Source organism: Acidiphilium cryptum JF-5 (assembly GCF_000016725.1).
Classification (GTDB): Bacteria; Pseudomonadota; Alphaproteobacteria; order Acetobacterales; family Acetobacteraceae; genus Acidiphilium; species Acidiphilium multivorum.
In genome coordinates, this window is sequence record NC_009484.1 from 1,273,356 (window position 1) to 1,294,487 (window position 21,132).

Sequence of the window (21,132 nt, forward strand, 5' to 3'; positions counted from 1 at the left end):
CACCTCCGGTCTCGTGACGGCGCGAACATGAGCCGCGGCCGCCTCTGTGTCAATAACGATCATGTTTTATGATTGATTTTGAAACGCCTCGGTTCATCCTGCATCATTGAAGATGCGGCATCGGACGGTCATGACGGGACAAGGCGATCATCGAGCAGGCGGGCGAGAAAATCGGGTGCGCCGAAGGCCCCGGAGCGCGAAATCAGCCGGACGCCATCCCAGAGGCCGCCGCCGATCCGGGATACCGGCACGCCGGGCAAGATCTCGCCGGCAAGGCACAGGGCTTCGGCGCCGATGACGTTGCAGACGGAAGCAAGCGTCTCGCCGCCGATCACGACGAGACCGGATGGCCGCGGCAGGCGGGGCAGCGTCGCGGCCAGGCGCGCGGCGATCATCGGCGCGGCCTCGGCGGGCGCGAGGCCGCGCGGGAGATCGGCGGTGACGATGCAACTCGTGCGCGCGAGACTCTGCGCGACAAGGGACGCGGCCCGCTCGCCGTCCGTTCCCAGGGCAACCCGCGCCGCGGCGGAGGGTGGCACCGCGGCGATCTGCGCGTGCGTGACCGGATGATCCGATCCGATGAGGATCAGCTGCGGTCCCGGCTCGGGCACGATCCGGCAGGGCCCCTCGCCTGCCAGGGCGCGGGCAAGGCCGGCACTGCCGCACCAGAGGATGGGGGCGCCGTGGTCGCGCGCGACGACCACGAGCCGGTCCAGATCTTCCTGCACGAGCGCGTCGCAGATCAGCACCGTGCCGGGCGCCGCCGCGAGGTCTGCGGCGCGCAGGGCGCCGGCCGGAATGTGCCGCGCGCGGCAGCCCGCCAATGCCAGTTCCTCGCCGGGACTCCGCGGCAAGGCAGCCAGGATGCCATCCGCGCCTGGCGCATATTGCCGGCCATTCCGCGTGATCCGGCGCTGCGCGGGGAAAGCCGGCGCAAGGATGCATACGTGATCGGGACAGGCGCCGAGCAGGATCGCGAGATCGCGCGGCCAGTGCCCGCGCAGCAGGCTGTCGATCTTCAGGAACCGGAGTCCGGCGCGGGCCAGGAACGGCGCGGCGGCGGCCATGAGCCGCCCGGCGGCATCGGCATCGAGATCACGCGAGGCGGTGCTGATCGCCGCGGTCTCCGCCACAGGCGCGCCGTTTCGCGCGCGAAGAAGCACCGGAAGGCCCGGATTTCGCCCCGTGAACTGGACGGCCGCATCGAGCGCGCCGGTCAGATCATCGGCAACAAGGCGGACCGAGGTCGTCATCGGGGCGTTTCGCGCGGCGCCGAGACGAGCGAGACCGTCACGCCCCGCGCGCGCGCCGCATCGAGATCGCCCGGATCAACGCCGTCATCGGTCACCAGCGCGTCGATCTCGTCGAGATCGCAGATCGTGCAGAAGGCCGGCAGGCGGAACTTCGTCGAGTCCGCGAGGAGAATGACCCGTCGCGCCGCGCGGATCATCGCCCGCTTCATCGCCGCGATCTCCACCGAGGTGTCGGTGATCGCCGTGCCGCTGATCGTGTGCGTGCCGAGCAGCAGCGTATCGGCATGGAGCCCGGCCAGGAAGTCGCGTCCCGGATCGCCGGTCAGGCTGAGCGAGCCGTGGCGAACCGTGCCGCCGGAGACGATGACCCTGATCGTCTCGGATTGCGCGAGAACCTGGGCAATGCCGAGATCGTTGGTGACCGCGGTGAGCGGGATCGCCCGCGCCATGGCGGCCTGGGCCGCCCACCGCACGGTGCTGCCGCTGTCGAAGATGACGCTCTCGCCCGGTGCGAGCATGTCCGCGGCGGCGGCACCGATCAGGCGCTTTTCCGCGCGCGCGAGTTGTTCTGCGAGTTCCGGGGCGGGTTCGAACGTCGCGGCGGGTTCGGCCGGCAGGGCCGCGCCGCCATGCGCGCGCGCCAGGGCCCGCCGCTTCTCCAGCCGGTCGAGATCGCGCCGGATCGTCGAGACCGAGGAGCCGATCGCCGCCGCCAGATCATGGATCGATGCCGCGCCGTGCTGGCGGACATGGTCGAGAATCAGCGCCTGGCGCTGCACGGGCAGGAGGTCTTGCCGCCCCTCGCGGGTAGATGCCGATCGTCGCCTCATCGCAAAAATGTCTCACAGCCGGTTGCGTTTGCCAAATGCCGGCGCCGCGCGTTACGCCCTTCCGCCAAAGTGCCGGCGGTAGGCCGCCGGCGTTACCCCCACATGACGCTGGAAGGACCGGCGCAGCGTATCGACATTGGCGAACCCGCACCGCGCCGCGACCTGCTTCGGCGCGGCCGCGCCACTTTCGAGCATCTCCCGGGCCGCCGTCACGCGCGCGGATTCCACCCAGCTGGCGGGGGTCATTCCGGTTTCACTGCGGAACAGCCTGGCGAAGTGCCGGGCGCTGAGGCCGGTACGGGCGGCAAGACTGCCGACATCGAGATCGGCGGCGGGATTTGCCGCGACATATCGCTGCACCTCCTGCAACATGGCGCGACCGGAGGGCAGCGATTCCCCGCTGCGGCTGAACTGCAACTGCCCGCCCGGCCGCTTGAAGAACATCACCAGTTGCGCGGCGACCCGCTTGGCGATCTCGCGGCCGAGATCCTCCTCGACCAGAGCGAGGGCGAGATCGAGCCCGGCGGTGACGCCGGCGGCGGTGCGCAGCTTGCCGTCGCGCACATGGATCGCGTCGGTCTCCAGCGTGACTGCGGGGAACGCCGCCGCGAGCCGCGCCGCCACCGCCCAATGCGTGGTTGCCCGCTTGCCGTCGAGCAGGCCGGCCTGGGCAAGCAGAAAGGCGCCGCTGCAGACCGACCCGTAGCGCCGTGCCCGCCGCGCTTCCCGCCGCAGCCAGTCCAGCACCGGCTGCGGCGGCGCCGTATCGGGCATTTTGGGACAGCCCGCGACCAGCAGCGTGTCGATCTTGCCGCCAGTCATGCCGTCGCCGACGATGCGGTCCGGCATCAGGCGCGCGCCCGACGAACTGACGATGGGGCCCGGCGCGATCCCGGCGATCTCCAGCCGATACGCTGTCCGCCCGGCCTGGGCGCTTGCCTCCGCGAAGACGTCGAGCGGTCCGGAGACGTCGAGCAACTGCACGCCCGGCATCGCCAGCACCAGGATCGTCCTTATCCCACGATCATTCATCGCCACGACCTTTCCGCACGGATTTTGTCTGAATTCGACGTGTTACGTCGATAGAGGACATCCAGCGCCTCGGTTATGATCTCCTTGCCGTCAAGTCAAGGAAATCACGATGAAAACCACAGTAAACGGGATCGGTATCCCCGATACGCCCCTGGCCAATGCGATAACGGAGCTGGTGCGCGATACGGAGACGCCTCTTCTCTTCAATCATTCCACACGGGTTTATTACTGGGCCGCGCTTGCCGGGACCCGGCGGGGGCTGAAATATGATGCCGAACTGCTCTATGCCGGCGCGATGTTCCACGACATGGGGCTGATGCCGAGCCACAGTTCCCATCACGAGCGCTTCGAGGTGGACGGCGCCAATGTCGCGAAAGCGTTCCTGCTGAGCCGCGGCATTGCCGAGGCCGACGTCTATACGGTCTGGACCGCGATCGCGCTGCACACCACGCCCGGCATTCCCCGGCACATGCATCCGCTGGTGGCCCTGGTCACCGCCGGCGTGGAGATGGACGTGCTCGGTCTCGCCTATGACGACTATGCCGATGCCGAGCGCGAAGCCGTGGTGCGTGCCTATCCCCGCACTGAGCATTTCAAGGAAGACATCATCGACGCATTCTACAACGGTATCCGCCACAAGCCCGACACCACCTTCGGCAACGTCAAGGCCGATGTACTCGCCGACAAGGATGCGCATTTCCACCGCGGCAATTTCTGCTCGGTGATCCGCGGTTCCGCATGGAAAGCCTGACCCAAGAACACCGCCCCTGAAGGCCTCCCGAGGAGTTTGCCATGACCGACACCCCCTTCACCAACGCGACCGGCGCGCCGGTCGCGGAGAATACCAACGTGATGACGGCAGGCCCGCGCGGCCCTGTGCTGCTGCAGGATATCTGGCTGATCGAGAAACTTGCCCATTTCGATCGCGAGGTGATTCCCGAGCGGCGGATGCACGCGAAAGGATGGGGCGCCTACGGGAGCTTCACCGTCACGCAGGATATCACACGTTATACCAAGGCGAAGATCTTTTCCGATATCGGCAAGAGGACCGATATCTTTGTCAGATTCTCGTCGGTCGCCGGTGAGCGCGGCGCGGCGGATGCGGAACGCGACATCCGCGGCTTCTCGGTGAAGTTCTACACCGAAGAAGGCAATTGGGACATCGTCGGCAACAACACGCCGGTGTTCTTCTTTCGCGATCCGTTACGGTTTCCCGATCTCAACCACGCGATCAAGCGCGACCCGCGCACCGGACTGCGCAGCGCCGACAACAATTGGGACTTCTGGACCCTTCTGCCGGAGGCGCTCCACCAGGTGACCATCGTGATGTCGGAGCGCGGCATTCCGAAAAGCTTCCGCCACATGCACGGATTCGGCAGCCATACCTTCTCGATGATCAACGCCGCGAATGAGCGTGTCTGGGTGAAATTCCATTTCCGCAGCCAGCAGGGCATCGCCAATCTCACCGATGCCGAGGCGGAGGCGGTCGTCGCGCGCGACCGGGAAAGCCACGGCCGCGACCTGCTTGCCGCGATCGAGGCCGGAAACCTCCCGCGCTGGACGCTGATGATCCAGGTCATGACCGAGGCGCAAGCGAAGGTTCATCGCCACAATCCGTTCGATCTGACCAAGGTCTGGCCAAATGCCGAATACCCGCTGATCGAGGTGGGAGTGCTGGAACTCGACCGCGCGCCCGACAATTACTTCGCCGAGGTTGAACAGGCCGCCTTCTCGCCCGCCAACATCGTGCCCGGTATCTCGTTTTCACCCGACCGCATGCTGCAGGCGCGCCTGTTCTCGTATGGCGACGCGCAGCGCTACCGGCTCGGGGTCAACTTCAACCAGATTCCGGTCAATGCGCCGCGCTGCCCGTTCCGCAGTTATCACCGCGATGGCGCGATGCGTACCGACGGCAATCTTGGCGGCATCGTCAGCTATCATCCCAATACCGGCCGCATCTGGGACGATCAGCCGGCTCATGCCGAACCGCATGTCCCGTTGGAGGGGGACGCAGCACATCACGATCATCGCGCCGACGACGATCACTGGGAGCAGCCGGGCAACCTGTTCCGCCTGATGACGCCGACGCAACGGCAGGCTCTATTCGACAACACCGCCCGCGCGCTCGGCGATGCCTCGCGGCACATCCAGGAGCGGCACGTCGCCAATTGCCGCCGCGCCGATCCGGCCTACGGCGACGGTGTCGCAACAGCCCTCGCCCGCCTGAGCTGACGCATCGGGCCGGGTGCGGTCGTGCACGAGGCGGCCCGCCGCGTAGGTTGCCCGAACGCATCCCGCACCGCCCAGCGTCATCAGCACGAACAGCGCCTCCTCCAGCGTGTCGGCGAAACGCAGACGCTCGCGCAGGAGGGGCGTGGCGGCGAGGTCGAGCACCGCGAAATCGGCTTCGTACCCCGGCGCGAGGCGACCGATCCTGTCGTCCATGTACAGGGCTCGCGCCGAGCCGAGGGTCGCGAGGTAGAAGGCCCGGTGGGCGGAGAGCGCCTCGCCCCGCAGGGCCGCGACCTTGTACGCCTCGTTCAGCGTCGCGAGCGGCGAGAAGCTGGTTCCGGCGCCGATATCCGACCCCAGCGCGGTGCGGACCGGATTGCCGGCGATCAGCGCCCGGCGCAGGTCGAACAGGCCGGAGCCGAGGAACAGGTTCGAGGTGGGGCAGTGAACGACGGCGGCGCCCGCCCCGGCGAGACGGTCCCATTCGCGGGGTGAAAGATGGATGGCATGGCCGAACAGGCTGCGCGGACCCACCAGCCCCGCGCGATCATAGACATCGAGGTAGTCCAGGGCATCGGGGAACAGGGCGCGCACCCAATCAAGCTCCGCGAGGTTTTCGGAGAGGTGGGTCTGCATGCACACGCCGTCGGTCTCGGCGAACAGCGCGCCGGCCGCCTCAAGCTGGGCCGGCGTGCTGGTCGGCGCGAAACGCGGGGTGACGGCGTAGAACAGCCGGCCGCGGCCATGCCAGCGGTCGATCAGGCGCCTGGAGTCGTCGTACCCGCGCTGTGCGGTGTCGCGCAGCGGCTCGGGCGCGTTGCGGTCCATCAGGACCTTGCCGGCGCCGGCGCGCAGGCCGAGCCTTGCCGCTTCCTCGAAATAGGCGTCGACCGAGCCGGGATGAACCGTGCAGTAGGACAGCGTGGTGGTCACGCCGGCGGCAAGTTCCTGCGCGAAGAAGAGCCGGGCCATGGCGCGGGCAAAATCGGGATCGGCATAGCGCTGCTCGACGGGAAAGACATAGGTCTCCAGCCAGTCGAGCAGCTGCTTGCCATAGGCGCCGATCATCGGCGTCTGCGCGTAATGGACATGGGCGTCGATGAAGCCCGGCATCAGCAGCGCATCGCGATACTCATGCAGTTCGACGCCCTCGGGCACGAGATCGGCGACGTAGGGACCGACATGGGAGATCCGCCCGTCCGCGACGAGGATCAGCCCGTCGCTCTCATGCCGCACGCAGTCCGCGGGATCCGACACGAAGGGATTGCCGTCGTAGCCGAGCAACTGAGCGCGGATGGCGAGACGGCCGGGGCTGGGCGGGATCATCATGCGGCGTCCTTACGCGCTGGGCACAGCACCCGCCGGGATCGGCGCCGTGCGCGGGATGGTGGCGAGGAGATAGACGATCGCGGCGACGAACGCGCCGATGAAGAAGGAAATGTCGCCGAATTCCGGATGAACGGCCGCGAAGGCGCCGACGAAGACCGGATACTGGTTCCAGAACGGCACGCTGCAGACGACACCGGCGAGCCAGGAGAGGAAGCCGACCGTCGTCACGTCGATCGACGCGAAGCGCGAGACGCGCGGGCGGAGATGGCCGATCGCCATCACCGGGAAGCGCGGGAAGATCACGTAGCCGAGGAAGAAGAGCAGGAGTTCGTAGTTCTTGTAGAAATGCTGGTAGGCGAGCAGCGAGATGATCAGTCCGACGCCGCCCGTCAGCAGGGCCGCCTGCCATTGCTTCATGCGGATTCCCGAAGCCAGGGCGGAGAGGCTGGCGGAATATATGTTCAGCACGTTCGGGCTGATCGTGCCGATGACGATGGCGACGATCAGCGGAACGCGGAACCAGCCGGGCAGCCAGGACGAGAACAGGTCGGCCGGGCTGTTCAGCGCGACGGTGCCGCCGATGACCGCTCCGACCACCTCGAGCCAGGTCGACGAGATGAAGCAGCCGAGGAAGGCGTTCCAGAAGACGCCGCGCTTGATCGCCTCGCGGTTGTGCCGGTAGCACATGTAGCGCGAATAGTCGCCCGAATACAGGATCCAGCCGCCCAGCCAGGAGAGCATGATCGAGACGGTGAGCAGGATCGCGCCGGAACGACCTCCCACTTCCGCGAGCTTCTTCGGATCGGCGACCGGCAGATGCGGGATATGGGCGAGGGTCAGCGCCGTCAGGATCGCGAAGACGGCGCCAAGGAACCAGAAGAAGACCTTTTCCGCCTTGATGATGAAGTCATGCCCGACGATCGCGATCAGCACCTGGATGATCGTGAGGCCGACGATGCCGACGACCAGGCTGGCGCCGAGCACGCGATGGACGAAATAGGCGCCGATCACGGTGTTGATCGCGAACCATGAAAAGCCGTTGAGAAAGTTGAGGAACGAAAGGACCCGGTTGCCGAACCGCCCGAACCAGCGTTCGCACAGGATCATCATCGGCAGGCCGTAATCGACGCCATAGGTCGAGAAGAGGCCGAGCAGCAGGCAACCCAGAATGTTGGCGCCGACGATCGCCACGACCGCGTCGGGCACCGAGAGGCCGAATACGCCGGTTGCGATCGCCCCGGTGGTGATGGTGGCGAATTCGACGTTCACCGCCATCCAGAGTCCGAAGAGATGCGAGGGCTTGCCATAGGCTTCCTCCGGAGTGACCTGGGCGATGCCCTTGGATTCGACCGAGAAGCCCGATTTCGTATCGCCCGCTTTCTGGGCCTGGTTTGTCATGACGTCCTCCTGTGGGTTCCGGTTTGGGTCCGGTTTCTATTACTCTGAAAAGGCGGTCGCGGAGTCGGCCGGCGCGGCGACGCGACGGGCGAGGCGGAAGCCGGCGATCCTGCACACCTCCGCCAGCGCGATCCGGCGCTCGTCATCGGGCGTGCCGGCGAGGCGCCGTTCCAGCGCCGTCATGATCGCCGCCATGTCGCGCTGGCCGCGCACGGCGATGATGAAGGGAAAGCCGAAGCGTTCCCGATAGGCGGCGTTCAGCGCGGCGAGGCGCGCCGCCTCGCCGGCGGCGAGCCGGTCGATGCCCTGCGCCCGCTGCTCGTCCGCCGACTCCGGGGCCAGCGGGCCACGATGGCCGAGCTCGGGATGGGCTCGCAGGAGTGCCGTCTGCAGCGCGGGATCGGCATCGCGGACGATGCGGGCCATCGCGGCGGCCAAGGCATCACGGTCGCCGAAGGGGCGCAGCGGCGCGGCCGCCTCGGCGACCCACGCGGCATGCTCGTAGATATCGCCGAGTGCTGCGACGAAATCCTCCCGCGCCATGGCGTTCAGGGTGGCGATGTCGGGGCCGTCGGCGCTCATTTGGCACCTCCCCTCACCCAGGCGGCGATTTCCTCTCGCTCCCGCCTGGTGATGTGCGTGACGTTGCCGGGCGGCATCGACTTCGCGCTCACCGCCTGCTGTTCGATCAGCGACGCCCTGGAGCGGATCTCGGCCGCCGTGTCGAACATGATGCCGTTCGGGGCGCTGGCCATCAGCGTCGGATGGGCGGAATGACAGGCCGCGCAACGCTCATGGATGATCGGCTCGATCCGGGCGACGGTTACATTGCCCTGCACTCCCGCGGCTTCGGCCGACGCGCCGGTCGACATCGCGCCCGGCGCCACGGCGACGATCACCAGGACGATCAGCACCGCGCCGGCGACCGGCAGGGCGAAATTGCGCTGCCCCTTGTGCCAGAGCACGAAGAACTGGCGAATGAGCGCGCCCGCCACCATGACCAGCCAGAGATAGATCCAGCTGGCCGGATGGCTGAACAGCATGCCGAAATGGCTGCTGAGCATGGCGAAGACGACCGGCAGCGTGAAATAGGTGTTGTGCACCGAACGCTGCTTGCCGCGCTTGCCGGGCAGCGGGTCGGGCGTTTCGCCGCGGGCGAGCGCCGCGACCATCTTCCTCTGGCCCGGGATGATCCAGAAGAAGACATTCGCCGTCATGATCGTGCCAAGCATGGCGCCGATGATCAGGAACGCGGCCTGGGGCGCGAACAGATGCGTCGAGATGAAGGCGGCGGCGCCGACATAGACCGCGATGGCGACGCCGAGCCGCAGATCCCGGTCGCCGAAGGCGCGGCACAGGACATCATAGACAACCCAGCCGACGAGCAGGAAGCCGAGCGCCGCCGCCACGCCGAGGCCCGGCGCGATCCGCGCCACCGAGGGATCGAGCAGATAGATGCCCGGCTGGAGCAGATACATCACCGTGAACAGCGCGAAGCCGGACAGCCAGGTCGTGTAGGATTTCCACTTCGACCAGTGCAGGTCTTCGGGCATGCGCGCGGGCGAGACGAGATATTTCTGCGCGTGGTAGAACCCGCCGCCATGGACCGACCACATCTCGCCGAACACGCCGCGTTCGCGGGCCTCGGCCTCGGCCGGTGACTTCAGCCCATTGTCGAGCATGACGAAGTAGAAGGATTCGCCGATCCAGGCGATCGCCGCGATCACGTGGAGCCAGATCAGCAGGGCCATCGCCCATTGCGCCATATAGGCCGTCATTGTCGTCATTGTCCCCGATAGGTCGTGTAGCCGAACGGCGAGATCAGCAGCGGGACATGAAGGTGCGCGGCCCCGGCGCGGAGACCGAAGCGGATCACGACATCGTCCAGAAAGCGCGGTGCCGGCTCGGCCGCGCCCTTCGCGCCGAAATAGGCGCCGACGGAAAACACGAGGTCATAGCTGCCGGAATCGAAGGCCACGCCGTTCGCGGGCACAATCTTCGCGCGGCCGTTAGCATCCGTCTCGGCTTCGGCCAGGGGCCCTCCGGCCGCTCCGGCAGCGAACAGGCGGATACGCACACCGGCCGCCGGAATGCCGTGGGCAGTGTCGAGAACATGCGTGGTCAGGTCAGTCATCGATCCGGTCCGTTTCCTCTCATGCGCGGGCGATGGTGGCAGCCCGCTGCCGCGCCCGCGATCCGAAATTGTCGATATAATTCCCCGCTTATGATCCGGTGCAGCGCGCCGAGGCACGACAGGCGCTGCACTCAGCGTCGAGATCAATCGGGATGCGCGGAATCTGGCGCATGTTCCGCGCCGGAAACCGCGATGCCAGTTCCGCGGCGACGGCGAGAGCGATGAGTTCCGGCTGCTTGCCCTGGATCGCGGGAATCCCGATCGGGCAGCACAGGCGCGCGATCGCCGCGGGCGGGATGTCCTGCCGGCGCCACTGGCGGGTGAAGCGCGCGCGCTTGGTTTCCGAACCGATCAGGCCGAGATAGCCGAAATCGCCGCGCCGCATGACCGCGGCGCACAGTGCCGCGTCGAGCGGGTGGGCATGGGTCATGATCAGGAACGCGGCACCCGGCGGCGCATCCGCGATGGCGGCGACCGGATCGGCCAGCCTGCGGCAGGCGAGTTGTGCCTTGCCGCCGGGGAGGCTGGCGGGAAATGCGTCCGTGCGGGAGTCGATCCAGTCGATCGTGCAGCCGAGAGTCGCGAGAACCGCGACCACGGCACGGCCGACATGACCGGCCCCGTGCAGTTGCAGATGAAACATGGGCGGCGGGGCTTCGAGCTTTCCCGAGTCCGACGGCGCATAGGCGAGGGTGACGGAGCCTCCGCAGCACTGGCCAAGCTGCGGGCCGAGCGCGTGAAGCTCGTGCATTTCGCGGGCAAGATCGGGATGGGCGATCCATTCGCCGAGCAGCGCGCGGGCGCGCGCGATCGCCGCGTGTTCCAGGGCGCCGCCACCGATCGTGCCGTCGGTCGCGTGCGCCGTCACCATCATGCGCGTGCCCTGCTCGCGGGGCGCCGAGCCACGAACGCGCCGCAGCTCGACGATCACGCCGCGTGGAGGTTGTACAACCGCACTCACGGTGCGTCACCGCCGGCGCGGACGACATCGAGCGCGTCGAGGATCGCCTCCGGCGTCGCCGGTGCGCGCAGCGGCGGATCGACGCGGTGGCCGCCGGCGGCCGAGATCGCGTCGCGGATCGCGAGCAGCACCGAGAAGGCCAGCAGCATCGGCGGTTCGCCGACCGCCTTCGAACGGTGGATGCTCGGTTCCCGGTTGGGGCTGTCGAACAGGGTCGTGTTCAGCACCGCCGGCACGTCGTTCGCGGTGGGGATCTTGTAGGTGCTTGGCGCATGGGTCAGCAGCATGCCGGTCTTCGGATGCCAGACCAGTTCTTCCGATGTCAGCCAGCCCATGCTCTGCACGAAGCCGCCCTCGATCTGGCCGATATCGATGGCGGGGTTCAGCGACCGCCCGGCATCGTGCAGAATGTCGGTGCGCAGTGCCGTGAATTCGCCGCTCAGCGTGTCGATCACGACCTCGGATACCGCGGCACCGTACGCGAAATAGTAGAACGGCCGGCCACGCATCGTCTGTGGCGACCAGTTGATCTTCGGCGTGGCGTAGAAGCCGTCGCTCCAGAGTTGCACGCGCGCTTCGTAGGCCATGCGGACGAGATCGGCGAAGCTGATCGATGTGCCGCCGATCCGCACGAGACCATTTGAAAAGCAGATGCTTTCGATTCCGGTTTCAAAACGCTCCGCGGCGAACGCGGCGAGCCGCCCGCGGATCGCGAGCGCCGCGTCGAGCGCCGCCATGCCGTTCAGATCCGCCCCGGTGGAGGCGGCGGTGGCGGAGGTGTTCGCGACCTTCGACGTGTCCGTCGCCGTGCAGCGCACCTGGTCGAAGCCGATCCCCAGCGCATCCGCGACGACCTGCGCGACCTTGGTGTTGAGCCCCTGCCCCATCTCGGTGCCGCCGTGATTCACCAGCGCGCTGCCGTCGGCATAGACATGCACCAGCGCGCCGGCCTGGTTCAGATGCGGCACGTTGAAGGAAATGCCGAATTTCACCGGCGTCAGCGCAAGCCCCTTCTTCAGCACCGGACTGGTCGCGTTGAAGGCCGCGACCGCGGCGCGGCGCTCGTGATAGGCGCCGCTCCGGACGAGCTGTTCCACGATCTCGGCAATCACGTTGTCTTCGACCGTCTGTCCGTATGGCGTGACGTCGCGCGCGCCGCGACCGTAGAAATTCGCGCACCGGATCTCGAGCGCGTCGCGGCCGAGGCGGCGGGCGATCGAGTCGAGGATGATCTCGGTGACCAGCGCGCCCTGCGGGCCGCCGAAGCCGCGGAAGGCGGTGTTGCTCTGCGTGTCGGTCCGGGCGAGATGGCCGGTCAGCGCGATTTCGGGCAGGAAATAGGCATTGTCCGCATGGCAGAGCGCGCGGGTGAGCACGGCCATCGACAGGTCGGTCGAGTGGCCGGCATTGGCGATCATGGTGATCACGAGACCCGCGATCCGGCCGTTGTCGTCGAAGCCGACCTCATAATCGTATTCGAATCCGTGGCGGCGGCCGGTGATCAGGAAATCATCGTCGCGGTCGAGGCGCAGCTTCACCGGCCGGCCGAGCCGTGAAGCGGCGATCGAGGCCGCGCAGGCGAACAGCCCCGACTGCGATTCCTTGCCGCCGAACCCGCCGCCCATGCGCCGGCATTCGACCAGCACCTGATGGCTGCGCCAGCCGAGCGCATGGGCGACGAGATGCTGCATCTCGCTCGGGTGCTGCGTCGAGCACAGCACGTGCATCCCGTCATTCTCGGTCGGGATCGCATAGGTGATCTGGCCTTCGAGATAGAATTGCTCCTGGCCGCCGAGGCTGAACCGCCCGGCGAGCCGGTGCGGCGCCGCCGCGATGGCCCGGCGGCAGGCGCCCGGCTCCGACTCGCGGACGAGTTCCATCGGCGCGCGCAGGTGGCGGCCCGCCTCATGGGCGGCACGGGGATCGAGGACCGGCTCCGCCGGCTCGACCCGCACGGCGTCGCGCGCCTTCGCCGCGGCCCGGCGCGCGAGATCGCGCGTGGTGGCGACGACGATGAAGACCGGCTGGCCAAGATAGCGCACGGCGCCCTCGGCGAGGATCGGATCGTCATGCACGACGGGGCCGCATTCGTTCGCGCCGGGAATGTCGGACGCGATGATGACATCGACGACGCCGGGCTGCGCGCGCAGAAGCGCCGTGTCGATGCCGAGCAGCGTTCCCGCCGCGACCGGAGAGAGGCCGAGCGCGGCGTGCAGGGTTCCCGCCCGTTCCGGCACATCGTCGACATACGCCGCGGCGCCGGAAACGTGCAGATGCGCTGATTCGTGCGGGACACCCACACCGACGCGGCTGCCGGCGGCCAGCGCCGCCTCGTCCGCTTCCGACCAGGCAACCGTGACACCCGCCGCGAAACCGGCAACGCCGGGCTTCGTGGCACGGGATGTGGCTGACCCAGGACGGCTCTGCTCGTTCATGCGGCACCTGCCATCATGCCGGACGGGACGGCGCGCGTGCGCAGCGCCGGTCCAGCCGCGGACGCCGTCAGTTCGAGATGGAGCCGCCGCAGCAGGTTGCGCGCCACGCGCATCCGGTAGCCGGCACTCGCCCGCAAATCGGTCAGGGGCGTGAAATCGGCCCCGAGGGCGTTCATCGCCGCCGCGATCGTCGCCTCGTTCCAGGGCTGGCCGCGCAGCGCGGCTTCCGCCGCCGCGGCGCGGCGCACGGTCGCGGCCATGCCGCCGAATGCGAGGCGGACGTCCCGCACGGCGCCGTCCCGCAGCGTGACCGCCGCGCCGAGGCTGAGGGTCGAGATGTCGCAGTCATGGCGCTTCGAGATCTTGTAGGCGCGGAACCGCGTCGCCGGATCGGGACGGGGAATCTCGATCGCGCGCAGGAACTCGCCAGGTGCGCGGGCGGTTTTCATGTAATCGAGATAGAATGCGTCGATCGGCAGACGCCGGATCGTCCCGCCTTGTTGCAGGACCAGTGTCGCGCCAAGCGCCATGAGCACCGGCGGCGCATCGCCGATCGGCGAACCATTGGCGACGTTGCCGCCCATCGTGCCGGCGTGGCGCACCGGCGGCCCGGCAAAGCGCAGCGCCATTTCACGACATTCCGGCACCAGGGCGGCGAGCGCGTTCCAGGCATCCTCGAGCGGTACGGCGGCGCCGATGGTCAGCCCCTCCGGCGTCGCCTCGATCGCGCGCAGTTCGGCGACGTCGTTGACCGAAATCAGATCGCCCACGTCGCGGAACTGCTTGTTCACCCACAGGCCGATATCGGTGGCGCCGCCCAGGATGCGCGCCGCGGGTTTTTCAGCGCAGAGCGCGGCCAGGCGTTCGGCGGTGCGCGGCGCGTGAAAGCGGTTTAACCGGGGGACGCCGTCCGCCGCGAGGGCGGGATCGGCCGCCTCGTAACTGAACGCCGGCGGCGTTTCCGCCGCGATCCTGCGCAGGGAGGCTTCCACCGGCGCCGCGTCGAACGCGACCGGAGGAAGCGTGAACATCCGCTCGGCGGCATCGAGGATCGGCCGATAGCCGGTGCAGCGGCAGAGGTTGCCGGCCAGCCGGTCGGCGATGGCCTGCCGGTTCGGCGGCGTGGCTCCCTGATGATCGAGATACAGCGCGAGGAGCGACATCGCGAAACCCGGCGTGCAGAAGCCGCATTGAGAGGCGTGGCAGTCGACCAGCGCCTGCTGCACCGGATGCAGCGCGCCGCCGGCCAGAGGACGCAGATCCTCCACCGTCAGCAGCGCCTTGCCATGCAGCGTCGGCAGGAAACGGATGCACGCATTGACCGGCCGCAGATCGAGCCCGCCGACGCGGACGGCGCCGGCAGGCGGCGCGGCCTCCGCCAGTTCGGCGACGATGACCGTGCAGGCCCCGCAATCACCCTCGGCGCAGCCTTCCTTGGTGCCGCATTGCCCCGCGCTCTCCCGCAGCCAGTCGAGAACCGTGGTCGTGATCGGCAGGTCGCCGACCGCGACGATCCCGCCACGGAAATGAAAGCGAATTTTCTGTTGTGTCATGGTCCTTGCGGCCCGTCCCGTTTCAACTCCGACGAAACAGACTAATCCATCGCACGGGCGGGTCGCAGTTTAAATGACACATATAAGCGCGCGCTTATGATCCCGGTCCGCCGCTGCCCGCGCCGCGCCCGAGCCGGGTCCGGGCGAAGCCGATAAACTCGCCGACCACGGCGGAATGCTCCCGCGGGTAGACGAGGCTGACATCGGCCCGCGCCGGATTGCCGGCGAGCGGGCGGAAGCCGAGACCGGACGGCGCGAGGCGGCGGGCGGAGTCGGGCAGCAGCGCGATGCCGAACCCGTCCGCAACCAGCGCCATCACGGCATGAGCCTCGACCACCTCCTGCACGATGCGCGGGGCGAAGCCGGCCTCTATGCAGCATGTCCAGAGATGATCGGCGAAGCGCGAATCCGCGCGGCGGAAGAACACGAAGGGCTCGTCGCGCAGGTCAGCCAGGGCGAGGCGGCGCCGGACAGCCAGGGGATGATCGCGGGGAAGCACCGCGCTGACGCCTTCGTGCCAGGCCGGCTCGACACGGAGAGCCGGGTCCGCGCCGGGTGTGCGCAGGAAGCAGAGATCGAGCCGCCCGGCGCCGAGCGCCGCCTCCTGCTCGCCGGGTGGCATCTCGTGCAGGCGCACCTGCACGCCCGGCGCGAATATCTGGAACGCGGCCACCAGGCCGCCGAGCCCGCCGAGCAGGACCGCGCCGGTCATGCCGATATCCAGCGTGCCCGACCGGCCCGCGCCGATGACCCGCGCCTCGTCGCGCGCGCGGACGGCTTCCGCCAGGATCTGCCGCGCCCGGGTCAGGAAGGCCGCGCCGGCGGGGGTGAGCGACACGTTCCGGCTCGACCGGGCGATCAGCGTCGTGCCGATTTCCAGTTCGAGATCACGGATCTGCTGGCTGAGCGGCGGCTGCGATATCGCGAGCCGGCGGGCCGCTTCCGTGAAACTCAGCGTCTCGGCGACGGCGACAAAATAGCGCAGATGCCGCAGTTCCATGCCGGTTCGATCCATATGAAATAAATATCAATCATTCTGAACAATATATTGGACGTATTGCCTCCCTTCGGCAAGTTTCGATCAGGCGGTCGGCCGCAGTCGCGCCGGTCCGGCATGGAACGGAACGGATCGAATGGGCCCGGCACGACGGCCCAAGGGGGAACACAGGATGAGCAGGATGCGGGCGGCCGAGGCCGCGATCCGCGTATTGGAACGGGAGGGCGCGACCACCCTGTTCGGCGTGCCGGGGGCGGCGATCAATCCGCTCTACGCGGCGATGCGCGGATCGAACGCGATACGGCATGTCCTGGCGCGGCACGTCGAGGGCGCCAGCCACATGGCGGAGGGATTCACCCGCGCGAAGCCGGGCAATATCGGCGTCTGCGTCGGCACGTCCGGCCCCGCGGGCACCGACATGATCACCGGGCTCTATTCCGCCCTGGCGGATTCGATCCCGATTCTCTGCATCACCGGCCAGGCGCCGCGCGCCCGCCTCCACAAGGAGGATTTCCAGGCCGTGGATATCGAGAGCATCGCGAAGCCCGTGACCAAATGGGCCGTCACGGTGCGCGAGCCGGCCCTGGTGCCGCGGGTGTTTCAGCAGGCGTTCCACGTCATGCGCTCCGGCCGGCCGGGGCCGGTCCTGATCGACCTGCCGATCGACGTGCAGATGGCCGAGATCGAATTCGACGAGGAAACCTACGCGCCGCTGCCCGTCTACCGGCCCGCGGCGACGGCGGCGCAGATCGAGCGCGCGCTCGACATGCTGGAGAGCGCGGAACGCCCGCTGATCGTGGCCGGTGGCGGAGTCATCAACGCCGATGCCGCCGACCGGCTCGTCGCGTTCGCGGAACTGACCGGGGTGCCGGTGATTCCGACGCTGATGGGCTGGGGCGCGATCCCGGATGATCATCCGCTGATGGCCGGCATGGTCGGGCTCCAGACCAGCCACCGCTACGGCAACGCGACCTTCCTCGAATCCGATTTCGTGCTCGGCATCGGCAATCGCTGGGCCAACCGGCACACCGGCTCGATCGAGACATACACCAGGGGGCGGCGCTTCGTTCACGTCGACATCGAGCCGACGCAGATCGGCCGCGTGTTCGAGCCGGATTATGGCATCGTGTCGGATGCCGGCGCGGCTCTCGATCTGTTCCTTTCCCTGGCGGCGGAGCGGCGCGCGGCAGGACGGCTGCCCGACAGGCGCGGGTGGTCAGAAGCCTGCCGCGCCCGCAAGCGCACGATGCTGCGGCGAACCCATTTCGATGCCGCACCCATAAAGCCACAGCGCGTCTACGAGGAAATGAACAAGGCGTTCGGGCGCGAAACCCGCTATGTCAGCACGATCGGGCTGTCGCAGATCGCGGCGGCGCAGTTCCTGCACGTCTTCCGCGCGCGCAACTGGATCAATTGCGGCCAGGCCGGTCCGCTCGGCTGGACCATCCCGGCGGCGCTCGGCGCCGCGGTGGCGGAGCCGGACCGGCCCGTGGTCGCGCTTTCCGGCGACTATGACTTCCAGTTCCTCATCGAGGAACTCGCGGTCGGCGCGCAGTTCAGCATTCCCTACCTGCACGTCGTCGTGAACAATGCGTATCTCGGGCTGATCCGCCAGGCACAGCGCGCCTTCGGGATGGATTACTGCGTCGATCTCGCCTTCGAGAACATCAACGCGCCGGAACAGGGCCGGGCGGCGGCCAGCGGCGTCGATCATGTCGCCGTCGCGGAAGGTCTCGGCTGCAAGGCGCTGCGGGTGACCGAACCCGACGGTATCGCGCCCGCCCTGATCCGCGCCGCGGCGATGATGAAGGCGCATCGCGTGCCCGTGGTCGTCGAGATCGTGCTCGAACGGGTGACGAATATCGCCATGGGCCCTGAAATCGATTCGATTCAGGAACATGACGAACTTGCCGAACACAAGGACGATGCGCCAACCGCGCTCGCGTTTCTGGACTGACAGGAGGAACTGACCCGTCATGCCGAAATTCTGTGCCAATCTTTCCATGCTCTACGGGGAACATGCGTTTCTCGACCGGTTCGACGCGGCGGCGGCGGACGGGTTCGGCGGTGTCGAGTTCCTCTTCCCCTACGCATTCCCGGCCGGCGAGATCGCCGCGCGGCTGAAGCGGAACGGGCTCGTCCAGGTCCTGCACAATCTTCCGGCCGGAAACTGGGACGCCGGCGAGCGCGGCATCGCCTGCGATCCCGACCGTGCCGACGAATTCCACGCCGGCGTCGCGCAGGCGATCGATTATGCTACGGCGCTCGGTTGCCCTCAGGTCAACTGCCTCGTCGGCATTCCGCCGGCGGGCGTCGATCCCGCGCGGATACGGCGGACACTCGTCGCGAACCTGGGTCGCGCGGCGCGCGAACTCGGCAAGGCTCGCATCCGCCTCCTGATCGAGCCGGTCAACGGCCACGACATTCCCGGCTTCTGGTTGCAGCGCGTCGAGGACGCCGCGACGCTGATCGAGGAGACCGGGTCGGACAACATTTTCATCCAGTACGACATCTATCACCAGCAACGCTCCGCCGGCGAGCTCATCGCCACGTTCCGCCGCTTCCGCGACCGCATCGCGCATGTGCAGGTTGCCGACAATCCCGGTCGCGGCGAGCCGGGCACAGGTGAAATCGGGTATGGTCGCATCTTCGCCATGCTGGATGACGCCGGCTACCAGGGCTGGATCGGCTGCGAGTACCGGCCGGCAGCCGGCACGAGCGCCGGGCTCGGCTGGCGCGACACGCTGGCGCGCCCCACCGCGGGACCGGAGATCGCGGCATGAGGGTCGGATTCATCGGGCTTGGAATCATGGGCCTGCCGATGGCCGGGCACATCGCGGCGGCCGGGCATGTGCTGTTCGCCCATTCGCGCAGCGGCGTGCCCCCTCGCCTTCTGGACGCCGGAGCCACCGCGTGCGCATCCCCCGCCGATGTTGCCCGCCAGGCGGACGCCATCATCCTCATGCTGCCCGACACGCCCGATGTCGAGGCGGTCCTGTTCGGCACCGACGGTGTCGCCGACGGACTCGCCGCCGGCCGGATGGTGATCGACATGAGCTCCATCTCTCCGCTCGCGACGAGGGAGTTCGCACAAAGGATCGAGGCGGCGGGCTGCGCATTTGTCGATGCGCCGGTCTCCGGCGGCGAGGTCGGCGCGAAATCGGCCAGCCTGACCATCATGGCCGGCGGCACCGATGATGGCTTCGCCCGCGCGGAGCCGTTGTTGCGGCTGATGGGCAGGACCATCACCCATGTCGGCCCCTGCGGCGCCGGCCAGACCGCGAAGGTCGCCAACCAGATCATCGTCGCGCTCACCATCGAGGCGGTTGCCGAGGCGCTGGTCTTCGCCGCGAAGGCCGGCGCCGATCCGGCGCGCGTGCGCGAGGCCCTGATGGGCGGCTTCGCCTCCTCGCGCGTGCTCGAGGTGCACGGCCAGCGCATGATCGACCGGGCCTTCGAACCCGGCTTCCGCATTGGCCTGCACCAGAAGGACCTCGAACTCGCGCTGTCCGGCGCGCGCCAGCTGGGCGTCAGCCTGCCCAACACGGCGTCATGCCAGTCTCTGTTCAACGCATGCATCGCGGCCAGTGGTCGCGACTGGGACCATTCCGCCCTGGTGCGTGCCCTTGAACGTCTGGCCGCGCATGAGTTGAGCTGATGGACGCGGCATCGGCCACGCTCCGGTCCGATCCGGTCGGGGCAACCGGATTGCTGCGCGGGATGCTCGATGCGGCGATCGATGCGGCGCGCCCGGCTCGGGTGTTGCCCCCATGGCTGCCGCCGGCGCCGCCGGGCCGGACCATCGTCGTCGGCGCCGGCAAGGCGGCGGCGTCGATGGCGGCGGCGGTGGAGGCGGTATGGACCGCTCCGCTCGAAGGTCTCGTCATCACGCGCTACGGCCACGCGGTGCCCTGCGCCCGGATCGAGGTGGTGGAAGCGGCGCACCCGGTGCCCGACGAGGCCGGGCTCGCGGCCACGGAACGAATGCTCGGGCTGGCCGCCTCGGCCGGCCCCGACGACCTGGTTCTGACGCTGATGTCGGGCGGCGGCTCCGCGCTGCTCACCCGGCCCGCCGCCGGACTGACGCTGGCGGACAAACAGGCGATCACCCGCGCCCTGCTCGCCTCCGGGGCGACGATTGCGGAAATGAACTGCGTGCGCCGGCATCTCTCCGCCGTGAAGGGCGGCCGCCTCGCCCTCGCCGCCCATCCGGCGCGGCTGGTCACGCTCGTGATCTCCGATGTACCCGGCGACGATCCCGCCATCGTGGCGAGCGGGCCGACGCTGCCGGATTCGACGACCGCGGCGATGGCGCGCGAGATCCTGGCGCGATACCGGGTGGACCTGCCGGATGCTGTCCGCCTCCATCTCGCCCGCGACGAGGGCGGTGTCCGGCCGGACGATCCCCGCCTCGCCGGCCAATCGGCGCATCTGATCGCGACACCTCGGCTCGCCCTCGAGGCCGCCGCGGACGTTGCCCGGCATCACGGCGTCACGCCGGTCATTCTCGGCGATTCGATCGAGGGCGAGGCACGCGAGGTCGCGCGCGTCATGGCCGGCATCGCCAGGCAGGCCGCGCGTCATGGCGTGCCCGCCGCCGCGCCCTGCGCGCTGATCTCGGGCGGGGAGACGACGGTGACGATCGGGCCCGACACGCCGCGCGGAGCGCGCGGCGGCCGCAACGTGGAATTCCTCCTCGCGCTCGCGCTGGAACTCGACGCACAGCCGGGGATCCATGCGCTGGCCGCCGATTCCGACGGGATCGACGGGACCGAGCCGGTCGCGGGCGCGGTCATCGGGCCAAGGACGCTGGCGGCCAGCCGTGCCGCCGGTCTTGACCCGGGCGCGATCCTGGCGGCCCATGACGCACACACGCTGTTCGAGAGGATCGGCGCTCAGGTGGTGACCGGCCCGACCCTGACGAACGTGAACGACATCCGGGTGATACTGGTCACCGCACAAGAGGCCGGAGAGTGAG

Annotated in this window: 17 protein-coding genes and 1 pseudogene; 6 read left to right on the forward strand and 12 right to left on the reverse strand. The window is 68.4% G+C overall.

All coding sequences use genetic code 11. The annotated features are described in order from the left end of the window. Positions 1 to 128 precede the first annotated feature (128 nt). Genes ACRY_RS08150 through ACRY_RS08160 form a run of 3 tightly spaced genes read right to left on the reverse strand, consistent with a single transcriptional unit; the run spans position 129 to position 3,115 of the window. Positions 129 to 1,253, reverse strand: coding sequence for a four-carbon acid sugar kinase family protein (locus ACRY_RS08150; RefSeq protein WP_011942024.1), 1,125 nt, complete (start codon positions 1,251 to 1,253; stop codon positions 129 to 131). Continuing rightward, a complete protein-coding gene (locus tag ACRY_RS08155) occupies positions 1,250 to 2,083 on the reverse strand; it encodes a DeoR/GlpR family DNA-binding transcription regulator (protein WP_007422256.1) in 834 nt (277 codons plus the stop codon). Before ACRY_RS08155 ends, ACRY_RS08150 begins: the two co-directional genes overlap by 4 nt. Before the next feature lie 51 nt (positions 2,084 to 2,134). Further along, on the reverse strand, positions 2,135 to 3,115 hold the full coding sequence (locus ACRY_RS08160; protein ID WP_011942025.1) for a GlxA family transcriptional regulator: 981 nt from the start codon (positions 3,113 to 3,115) through the stop codon (positions 2,135 to 2,137). Positions 3,116 to 3,224: 109 nt separating this feature from the next. On the opposite strand from ACRY_RS08160, the gene ACRY_RS08165 reads away from it, so the two are divergent. Beyond that, a complete protein-coding gene (locus ACRY_RS08165; RefSeq protein ID WP_011942026.1) occupies positions 3,225 to 3,866 on the forward strand; it encodes an HD domain-containing protein in 642 nt (213 codons plus the stop codon). Positions 3,867 to 3,907: 41 nt separating this feature from the next. Further along, a complete protein-coding gene (locus ACRY_RS19050; protein ID WP_011942027.1) occupies positions 3,908 to 5,347 on the forward strand; it encodes a catalase in 1,440 nt (479 codons plus the stop codon). Positions 5,348 to 5,374: 27 nt separating this feature from the next. Here the strand turns inward: ACRY_RS19050 and guaD are convergent. From guaD to ACRY_RS08210, 9 genes and pseudogenes are all read right to left on the reverse strand, one after another. After that, a pseudogene (guaD, locus tag ACRY_RS08170) lies at positions 5,375 to 6,676 on the reverse strand (guanine deaminase); the annotation flags it as partial. A 9-nt stretch (positions 6,677 to 6,685) separates the two neighbouring features. Then, the gene (locus tag ACRY_RS08175; protein WP_007422260.1) at positions 6,686 to 8,074 is read right to left on the reverse strand and encodes a purine-cytosine permease family protein; all 1,389 of its coding nucleotides are present in this window, start codon (positions 8,072 to 8,074) and stop codon (positions 6,686 to 6,688) included. A gap of 39 nt (positions 8,075 to 8,113) precedes the next feature. Then, positions 8,114 to 8,656 carry a 2-oxo-4-hydroxy-4-carboxy-5-ureidoimidazoline decarboxylase gene (uraD, locus tag ACRY_RS08180; protein WP_007422261.1) on the reverse strand — a complete coding sequence of 181 codons (543 nt, stop codon included), beginning with the start codon at positions 8,654 to 8,656 and terminating at the stop codon, positions 8,114 to 8,116. Continuing rightward, positions 8,653 to 9,852: a urate hydroxylase PuuD gene (locus ACRY_RS08185; protein WP_011942029.1), complete on the reverse strand. Its 1,200-nt coding sequence runs from the start codon at positions 9,850 to 9,852 to the stop codon at positions 8,653 to 8,655. Before ACRY_RS08185 ends, uraD begins: the two co-directional genes overlap by 4 nt. 5 nt (positions 9,853 to 9,857) lie before the next feature. Continuing rightward, positions 9,858 to 10,208, reverse strand: a complete 351-nt coding sequence (uraH, locus tag ACRY_RS08190; RefSeq protein ID WP_011942030.1) for a hydroxyisourate hydrolase — start codon at positions 10,206 to 10,208, stop codon at positions 9,858 to 9,860. 88 nt (positions 10,209 to 10,296) lie between these two features. Then, entirely contained in the window at positions 10,297 to 11,169 is an 873-nt protein-coding gene (gene xdhC / locus ACRY_RS08195; RefSeq protein ID WP_011942031.1) for a xanthine dehydrogenase accessory protein XdhC, read from the reverse strand. Then, on the reverse strand, positions 11,166 to 13,604 hold the full coding sequence (gene xdhB, locus ACRY_RS08200; RefSeq protein WP_011942032.1) for a xanthine dehydrogenase molybdopterin binding subunit: 2,439 nt from the start codon (positions 13,602 to 13,604) through the stop codon (positions 11,166 to 11,168). Before xdhB ends, xdhC begins: the two co-directional genes overlap by 4 nt. After that, positions 13,601 to 15,157 carry a xanthine dehydrogenase small subunit gene (gene xdhA / locus ACRY_RS08205; RefSeq protein ID WP_011942033.1) on the reverse strand — a complete coding sequence of 519 codons (1,557 nt, stop codon included), beginning with the start codon at positions 15,155 to 15,157 and terminating at the stop codon, positions 13,601 to 13,603. Before xdhA ends, xdhB begins: the two co-directional genes overlap by 4 nt. A 94-nt stretch (positions 15,158 to 15,251) precedes the next feature. Further along, entirely contained in the window at positions 15,252 to 16,157 is a 906-nt protein-coding gene (locus ACRY_RS08210) for a LysR family transcriptional regulator (RefSeq protein WP_231295378.1), read from the reverse strand. A 169-nt stretch (positions 16,158 to 16,326) separates the two neighbouring features. Between ACRY_RS08210 and gcl the strand changes: the two genes are divergently transcribed. The 4 genes from gcl to ACRY_RS08230 are packed head-to-tail and all read left to right on the forward strand — an operon-like array spanning position 16,327 to position 21,131. Further along, positions 16,327 to 18,111, forward strand: a complete 1,785-nt coding sequence (gcl, locus tag ACRY_RS08215) for a glyoxylate carboligase (protein ID WP_011942035.1) — start codon at positions 16,327 to 16,329, stop codon at positions 18,109 to 18,111. 19 nt (positions 18,112 to 18,130) lie between these two features. Continuing rightward, a complete protein-coding gene (gene hyi / locus ACRY_RS08220) occupies positions 18,131 to 18,937 on the forward strand; it encodes a hydroxypyruvate isomerase (protein ID WP_007422269.1) in 807 nt (268 codons plus the stop codon). Continuing rightward, positions 18,934 to 19,812, forward strand: a complete 879-nt coding sequence (locus tag ACRY_RS08225; RefSeq protein WP_011942036.1) for a 2-hydroxy-3-oxopropionate reductase — start codon at positions 18,934 to 18,936, stop codon at positions 19,810 to 19,812. The genes hyi and ACRY_RS08225 overlap by 4 nt, the downstream gene beginning before the upstream one ends. Then, the gene (locus ACRY_RS08230; RefSeq protein WP_011942037.1) at positions 19,812 to 21,131 is read left to right on the forward strand and encodes a glycerate kinase type-2 family protein; all 1,320 of its coding nucleotides are present in this window, start codon (positions 19,812 to 19,814) and stop codon (positions 21,129 to 21,131) included. Before ACRY_RS08225 ends, ACRY_RS08230 begins: the two co-directional genes overlap by 1 nt. Position 21,132 lies beyond the last annotated feature (1 nt).

Bases quoted from the DNA above. Each gene is read 5' to 3' on its own strand.
- ACRY_RS08230 (WP_011942037.1), top strand. From the start codon at position 19,812: ATGGACGCGGCATCGGCCACGCTCCGGTCCGATCCGGTCGGGGCAACC.
- xdhB (WP_011942032.1), bottom strand. From the start codon at position 13,604: ATGAACGAGCAGAGCCGTCCTGGGTCAGCCACATCCCGTGCCACGAAG.
- ACRY_RS08150 (WP_011942024.1), bottom strand. From the start codon at position 1,253: ATGACGACCTCGGTCCGCCTTGTTGCCGATGATCTGACCGGCGCGCTC.
- ACRY_RS08225 (WP_011942036.1), top strand. From the start codon at position 18,934: ATGAGGGTCGGATTCATCGGGCTTGGAATCATGGGCCTGCCGATGGCC.
- hyi (WP_007422269.1), top strand. From the start codon at position 18,131: ATGCCGAAATTCTGTGCCAATCTTTCCATGCTCTACGGGGAACATGCG.
- ACRY_RS08210 (WP_231295378.1), bottom strand. From the start codon at position 16,157: ATGGAACTGCGGCATCTGCGCTATTTTGTCGCCGTCGCCGAGACGCTG.
- uraH (WP_011942030.1), bottom strand. From the start codon at position 10,208: ATGACTGACCTGACCACGCATGTTCTCGACACTGCCCACGGCATTCCG.
- uraD (WP_007422261.1), bottom strand. From the start codon at position 8,656: ATGAGCGCCGACGGCCCCGACATCGCCACCCTGAACGCCATGGCGCGG.
- ACRY_RS08155 (WP_007422256.1), bottom strand. From the start codon at position 2,083: ATGAGGCGACGATCGGCATCTACCCGCGAGGGGCGGCAAGACCTCCTG.
- gcl (WP_011942035.1), top strand. From the start codon at position 16,327: ATGAGCAGGATGCGGGCGGCCGAGGCCGCGATCCGCGTATTGGAACGG.
- ACRY_RS08185 (WP_011942029.1), bottom strand. From the start codon at position 9,852: ATGACGGCCTATATGGCGCAATGGGCGATGGCCCTGCTGATCTGGCTC.
- ACRY_RS08160 (WP_011942025.1), bottom strand. From the start codon at position 3,115: ATGAATGATCGTGGGATAAGGACGATCCTGGTGCTGGCGATGCCGGGC.
- ACRY_RS08165 (WP_011942026.1), top strand. From the start codon at position 3,225: ATGAAAACCACAGTAAACGGGATCGGTATCCCCGATACGCCCCTGGCC.
- ACRY_RS08175 (WP_007422260.1), bottom strand. From the start codon at position 8,074: ATGACAAACCAGGCCCAGAAAGCGGGCGATACGAAATCGGGCTTCTCG.
- ACRY_RS19050 (WP_011942027.1), top strand. From the start codon at position 3,908: ATGACCGACACCCCCTTCACCAACGCGACCGGCGCGCCGGTCGCGGAG.
- xdhA (WP_011942033.1), bottom strand. From the start codon at position 15,157: ATGACACAACAGAAAATTCGCTTTCATTTCCGTGGCGGGATCGTCGCG.